Raw genomic sequence first — 6,574 nt, 5'->3', positions numbered from 1 at the left:
CGATAATGATGATTGCATAGGCGAAATGGTGGGGCAGGAATTTGGCGGCATGCGCGCGATGTTCACGATGATGAACAATGCGCGGCTCAATGTCGGCAGCCAGGGCGTACAGATAGGCGAACGCGCCACGCAGCAAGCCATGGCCTATGCACGCGAACGCATCCAGTCAGCAAAAGCAGGCGCAGACAGCCGGGAACCGGTGGCGATTATCGAACATGCAGATGTACGGCGCGTGCTGTTGCGCATGAAGGCCGGCACTGAAGCCGCCCGCGCACTGCTTTACTATGCCTGTTCAATGGTGGACCGCAAAAACTGCGGTGATGATGCCGCAAAAGCACGGCTCGAACTGCTCACCCCTTTGGTCAAGGCTTATGGCACCGATATGGGCTGCGAAATCGCATCGCTGGGTGTGCAGGTGCATGGCGGCATGGGCTTTGTTGAGGAAACAGGCGCAGCGCAGCACTACCGCGACATCCGCATTGCGCCCATTTATGAAGGCACGAACGGTATTCAGGCCGCAGACCTTGTCGGCCGCAAGCTGCCAATGGATGGCGGCGCGGTAGTGGATAGCCTGTTGGCCGATATCCGCACCGATGCGCAGGAAGAACATGCGCTCGCCGCGCTGCTTGGCGATGTGGAAGAAGCGCTGAACTGGATGCGCAGCGAAGCATCGGTGGACGGCCAGATGGCGGGGAGTTACCCAATGCTCACCATGCTGTCCGTGCTGACCTGTGGCTGGCTGATGCTGCGGCAACACCACATTGCAGAACAGCAGATTGCATCCGGTGAAGGCGATGGCGCTTTCCTGAAAGCCAAGCATGTCACCACGCGTTATTATCTGGACCACATGGTGCCTGAAGCACGCGGTCTGAAAACTGCCGCGATAGGCGGTGCAGAGCTGCTCTATAGCCTATCGGCTGACGAACTTGCGGGTTAAGAATCTGGAGGGTCCAGAAACTAGCGAACCCAGAAGCTGGACCTACCTTATTCGGCGGAGGAAACGATGTCTTCATTGCCGGTCTTTCCGGCCTGAACCCGCCAGATAATGCCGCTTACATCATCGGTGACGAGCAAGGCACCGGTGCCGTCAATCGCAACCATTGTGGGCCGCCCTTGCGCATCGCCATCCTTGTCCAGGAAACCGGTGAGCACGTCAATCGGCAGACCGCCAGTAACGTTGCCTTCCTCGTCGCGCTGCACATCAGGTTGGCCATTTTCAGTGAATGGCACGAAGATTACTTTATATCCTGCAGCAGGCTTGCGGTTCCATGATCCGTGCAGAGCGATAAAAGCCCCGCTTTCAAACGGTGCGCCCAATTTTGCGTCCTCAGCGAAAACAAGACCAAGCGGTGCGACATGCGCACCCAGCGCATAATCAGGGCGACGGGTATATTCGATCAGATCAACGCGCCGCGGGACAACACGCAGATCTTCGTGCTTACCCCAGTAAATCCAGGGCCAACCGAAATGCGTACCAATATCCACCCGCGCCAGATAATCCGGCGCCAGGTCAGAGCCGAGCATGTCCCGTTCATTGACAACGGTCCAGAGCGTGTCACTGGCCGGATGGATGTCCATTCCCACCGGATTGCGAAGGCCCACCGAATAGGGGATGGCCTTGCGGCTTTCCAGATCCACTTCAAGGATCATCGCCCGGCCCGCTTCCACGTCCAGGCCTTTTTCTGCAATGTTTGATGCGGAACCGACCGCGACGTACATTTTTTTGCCGTCCGCGCTGGCAATAATATTGCGGGTCCAGTGATTATTGGGTTTGCTGGCACTCAGCTCGACTATTTTCTCACCCTTGCCCTCAATTTTGGTATCACCGACCTCAAAAGGATAGGCCATCAGCGCATCGGTATTGGCCACATAGAGCTTGTCACCGATCACCTCCATACCAAATGGCGAGTTAAGATCCTCAAGCAGCACAACATTTGATTCTGCAACGCCATCGCCATCATTATCGCGCAGCAACCGGATACGGTTGGCCGACGGTGTTCCGGCCCCTGCCCTGTCCATCAGCAACCGCATGATCCAGCCTTCAATCCCCTTGTTTTCGCGAGGTGGGCTGTTGGTTTCCGCCACCAGCACATCGCCATTGGGCAGCGCCAGCATAGAGCGCGGATGGTCAAGCCCTTCGACAAAACGGTTCACGGCAAGCCCATCAGCAGGCGTCGGCTGTGTCCCCCCTGCCCAACCCGTCACTTCTGCCACATTAATGGTCGGGAATGTTTCTTCACGCGGTTCTGTTATGACCGGTGCAGGGCCGCTGAGCTGTTCGGTCGTAAGCTGCGCGGTATCACCGCGCAGCAGGTAATAGACAAGGCCGCCCAGAATAAAGAGGATCATGGCGACAAAGATGAGAATATTGCGTTTGGTATCAGACATGAATGCGAGGTTACAGCCGAGTTTTGCCCCACGCAAGCAGGTAATCAACATGGACGAATGCTGATGAAGATAGTCGAACACTGACAGCGGCTTATGGATTTACGGGTGAAACCCTTGAAAACCGGCCCTAAGGGCTGCACATCACTATTGAAGTTATCAAAAGAATATCAGGGGAGCTAATCCATGAAGTTATTTACAATTACAGCATCCGCACTGGCGCTGTCCGCCGCGGGTATGAGCACCGCCGCATATGCCAATACAAATGAGAGCGAAACAGCCACCGAAACGCGCGAAGTCAAGACTACAGCACGCGATTACTGGGGTGATTGGGGCATTGATCTTGGCCAGATGGACGCATCTGTAAAACCGGGTGATGATTTTTATGCGTTCGTGAATGGAAAATGGCTGAATGAATTTGAAATTCCCGCCGACCGCTCACGCTATGGCTCTTTTACACTGCTGGCCGAGAAATCGGAACAGCGCGTACGTAATATTATCGAGGGACTTGCCGCCGCAAAGCCTGCGTCTTCCACACTCGAAGGCAAAGTCGCGGCTTATTACAACGCCTATATGGATGTTGATGCGATCAATGCCGCCGGACTCGCGCCAGTGCAGGGCCACCTGGGTAAAATCTACGCAGCCAGTAGCCGTGAAGACCTTGCCAAGCTATTTGCATCACCAGGCTTCGCATCCCCATTTGGCGGTTTTGTTGATATTGATAGCAAGCAGACTGACCAGTACGCATTTTATATCACGCAGGCAGGCCTGGGCCTTCCCGACCGTGATTATTACCTGAAAGATACTGAAAAGAACCTTGAAATCCGCAAGGCATATAAAGAATATCTGACATTCCTGCTCGGCAAGGCCGGATATGAAGACCCTGCCGCAGCGGCTGAATCGGTCTATGGCCTGGAACGGCAGATTGCGATGGAGCATTGGGACCGTGCCCAGGGCCGTAACCGCAACCTGACCTATAACAAGGTCAGCAAAGCCGAGCTGGCGGAAATGGCCGGTGGTTTCCCGATTGAAACAGCGCTTGAGACAATGGGCATTTCAGGTCAGGACAGTTTCATTGTCCGACAGGTTACCCCGACAGCCGAAGAAATTGCGGCCGAAAAACTGACGCCGGAACAGCTTGCCAAGTTGGGTGGCGGCGTGGCTGGCCTCATGCGCCTCGCCAACGAAGCGCCCATGGCGACCTGGAAAGCCTATATGGCAGCACAGCTGCTGTCGGGTTTCTCATCGGTATTGCCCAGCGATATTGATGAAGCCAGTTTCAATTTTTATGGCAAGACGCTTTCCGGACAGGAAGAGCAGCGTGAACGCTGGAAACGTGCTGTTTCCGCAACGCAGGGCGCACTTGGCGAGATTGTTGGCAAGACCTATGCCGATAAATATTTTCCATCTGAAAACAAAGCCGCAATGGACGAACTGGTTGCGAACCTGCGCAAGGCGATGGCAGCCAATCTGGATGACATTGCCTGGATGAGCGACACGACAAAAGTCGAGGCCCGTGACAAGCTGGCCAAGTTCACGCCCAAAATTGGCTACCCGGAAAAATTCGAGACATATGAAGGTCTGGAAGTGACGCCGGGCAATGCTTTTGCAAACAGCCTGGCTGCGCAGACATGGGGCTGGAAAGACAATGTCGGACAATTGGGCCAGCCTATCGACAAAACCGAATGGTTCATGCTGCCGCAGACGGTAAACGCCTATTATTCGCCCAACCGGAACGAGATCGTGTTCCCGGCAGCCATCCTCCAGCCCCCATTTTTCAACCTGAGCGCAGATCCTGCTGTCAATTACGGTGCGATCGGCGGTGTTATCGGGCATGAACTGGGCCATGGCTTCGATGACCAGGGGTCGAAATCGGACGGCAATGGCGTGCTACGCAATTGGTGGACCGAAGAGGACAAGGCCAATTTTGACAAGCTGACCGGCGCACTGGTGGAGCAGTATAACGGCTTTTGTCCGCTCGATGATGGTAAAACCTGCGTGAATGGACAGCTTTCACTGGGCGAAAATATCGGCGATCTGGGCGGTCTTTCCATGGCCTATCGCGCCTATAAGATGTCGCTAGGCGGTAAAGAAGCTCCCGTCATAAATGGCCTGACTGGTGATCAGCGTTTCTTCATGGCCTGGGCGCAAGTGTGGCGCAGTAAAGCACGCGAGGCGTTCTTACGGCGCCATTTGAACACGGGTCCGCATTCACCACCCCTGTTCCGTGTGAACGGTGTGGTCCGCAATTTTGACGAATGGTACAAAGCCTTCAACATCACCGAAGACAATGAACTGTACCTGCCGCCGGAAAAGCGTATCCGAATCTGGTAACTGTCACAGTTGTAAACAGTTGAAAAAATAACGCCCAATTGTGAATATCATCACATTCTCTTAAGTTTTTGGTGGTAAGTGTTAACCATTCCCGGATGAAAGGCGAGCAATTGCCGGTTCGGGAAAACCAGGAATTTACACGGTTGCGACCCGGCGTTTTATTTCTGGAAAAGGGAATGCCGTCTCTATGCTTGTAATAGGGGCGGCATTTTCCTTTTGTTCTTCAAGCAATTATAGCCGTGCAGCGTGCCAGCGCAGCTGTTCTTCCATAAATGTCGATATGAAATAATAGCTATGGTCATAGCCTGCACGCATGTTGAGCGTCAGGTCGATTCCTGATTCGGTGCAGGCTTTGGACAGTGATTCGGGCTTGAGCTGTTCTTCCAGAAACTGGTCATCGCTTCCCTGATCCACCCACAGCTCTGGCAGCCGCGCGCCATCTTCTATCAATGCGCAGGCATCATATGCACGCCATGCAGCGCGGTCGCTGCCAAGATAGCCGGCCAGCGCCTTTTCACCCCAGGGGCAATCCATTGGCGCAGCTATAGGCGCAAATGCCGATACCGATTTGAAACGTTCGGGATTGCGCAAAGCGGTGGTCAATGCGCCATGCCCGCCCATGCTGTGCCCCATGATGCCCTGCCGTGACATGTCCGCTGGAAATTGCACACCTACAAGATCGGGCAATTCGCGCTCGATATAGCTGCGCATGCGGTAATGCTGCACCCAAGGTTCCTGGGTTGCATTGACATAAAAACCCGCGCCCTTGCCAAAATCATAGCCATCATCATCCGGTACATCTTCGCCCCGTGGGCTGGTATCGGGCGCAACAAAAATCAGGCCCAGCTCTGCGCAGGTACGGCGATACTCACCCTTTTCCATGACATTCGCATGTGTGCAGGTCAGACCCGAAAGGTACCAGATAACCGGCAACTTTGCGCCTGTCTCATGTGGCGGCACATAGACAGCGAAAGTCATGTCTGTGCCGATTTCGGCGGAGGCATGGCGGTAAACGCCCTGCTCTCCGCCGAAAGCCAGGTTTTTTGAAATTGTTTCCACTATTTAGATTACATACGTTTCAAGGTGCAGATTTTATTGCCCGCCGGATCACGCAGATAGGCAAGGTGCATCTTCATACCGCCGCCCTCACGAATTCCAGGTGGATCTTCAATCGCGGTGCCCCCATTTTCAACGCCCGCCTTATGCCAAGCCTCTGCTACAGCGGGATCATCCACTGCAAAGCCGATGGTGCTGCCGTTGCCGCAACTAGAAGGCTGCCCATCAATAGGAACGCTAAGGCCGAATGTGCCGCGTTTGTCGAAATAAAAAAGCCGCCCCTTGGGGTCAATTACGCCTTCGGAATAGCCAAGCACACTCATGGTGGCATCGTAGAATTTCTTTGCCTCATCAATGTCATCAACACCCAGCATTATATGGCTGAACATACTCATATCATTTTCCTTTATATTAGAATTTAGTCCTGCAACTGGCAGAACGCACAGATTTTGTTGCCATCGGGATCGCGCAGATATGCACCATATGCTTTGCCAGGCGCATTGGGACGCAGGCCCGGGGCACCTTCATCGCTGCCACCATTGGCAATACCGGCGGCATGAAACGCATCCACCTGTTCGGCACTTTGCGCCTGAAACCCGACTGTCCCGCCATTGGCGAAGCATGCTTCGCCGCCATCAAATGGCTTGCCAACGCCAAATGCGCCGCCACCGTGCATATAAAACAGCCGCTCACCCTGCGCAGCATTTGCTACGCCCAACGCGCCCAGACTGTTATCGTAAAATGCGCGCGCCTTTTCCACGTCATTTGTGCCCACCATTATATGCGTAAACATTATCCG

The 6,574-nt window shown here is 54.4% G+C and carries 6 protein-coding genes; 2 read left to right on the top strand and 4 right to left on the bottom strand.

Annotated elements, in window-relative coordinates; all coding sequences use genetic code 11:
- Positions 1–937 (top strand): acyl-CoA dehydrogenase (locus tag G6Q15_RS03910; RefSeq protein ID WP_164115806.1); only part of this gene is annotated, 937 nt, incomplete at its 5' end.
- Between the two features lie 47 nt (positions 938–984).
- Here the strand turns inward: G6Q15_RS03910 and G6Q15_RS03905 are convergent.
- A complete protein-coding gene (locus G6Q15_RS03905) occupies positions 985–2,388 on the bottom strand; it encodes a sorbosone dehydrogenase family protein (protein ID WP_164115804.1) in 1,404 nt (467 codons plus the stop codon).
- 183 nt (positions 2,389–2,571) lie between these two features.
- On the opposite strand from G6Q15_RS03905, the gene G6Q15_RS03900 reads away from it, so the two are divergent.
- Positions 2,572–4,719, top strand: coding sequence for a M13 family metallopeptidase (locus tag G6Q15_RS03900; protein ID WP_164115802.1), 2,148 nt, complete (start codon positions 2,572–2,574; stop codon positions 4,717–4,719).
- Between the two features lie 231 nt (positions 4,720–4,950).
- On the opposite strand, the gene fghA is transcribed toward G6Q15_RS03900, so the two are convergent.
- The 3 genes from fghA to G6Q15_RS03885 are packed head-to-tail and all read right to left on the bottom strand — an operon-like array spanning position 4,951 to position 6,568.
- Positions 4,951–5,778: an S-formylglutathione hydrolase gene (gene fghA, locus G6Q15_RS03895; protein WP_164115800.1), complete on the bottom strand. Its 828-nt coding sequence runs from the start codon at positions 5,776–5,778 to the stop codon at positions 4,951–4,953.
- A gap of 8 nt (positions 5,779–5,786) precedes the next feature.
- Positions 5,787–6,164 carry a VOC family protein gene (locus G6Q15_RS03890; RefSeq protein WP_164115895.1) on the bottom strand — a complete coding sequence of 126 codons (378 nt, stop codon included), beginning with the start codon at positions 6,162–6,164 and terminating at the stop codon, positions 5,787–5,789.
- A 29-nt stretch (positions 6,165–6,193) separates the two neighbouring features.
- Positions 6,194–6,568: a VOC family protein gene (locus G6Q15_RS03885; protein WP_164115799.1), complete on the bottom strand. Its 375-nt coding sequence runs from the start codon at positions 6,566–6,568 to the stop codon at positions 6,194–6,196.
- Positions 6,569–6,574: the final 6 nt, after the last annotated feature.

Origin of the sequence: Sphingorhabdus sp. Alg239-R122, assembly GCF_900537065.1 — a bacterium.
Taxonomy (GTDB): domain Bacteria; phylum Pseudomonadota; class Alphaproteobacteria; order Sphingomonadales; family Sphingomonadaceae; genus Alg239-R122.
The sequence above is the reverse complement of the archived record's forward strand: the minus strand, read 5'-3'. Positions and strand labels throughout refer to the sequence as shown.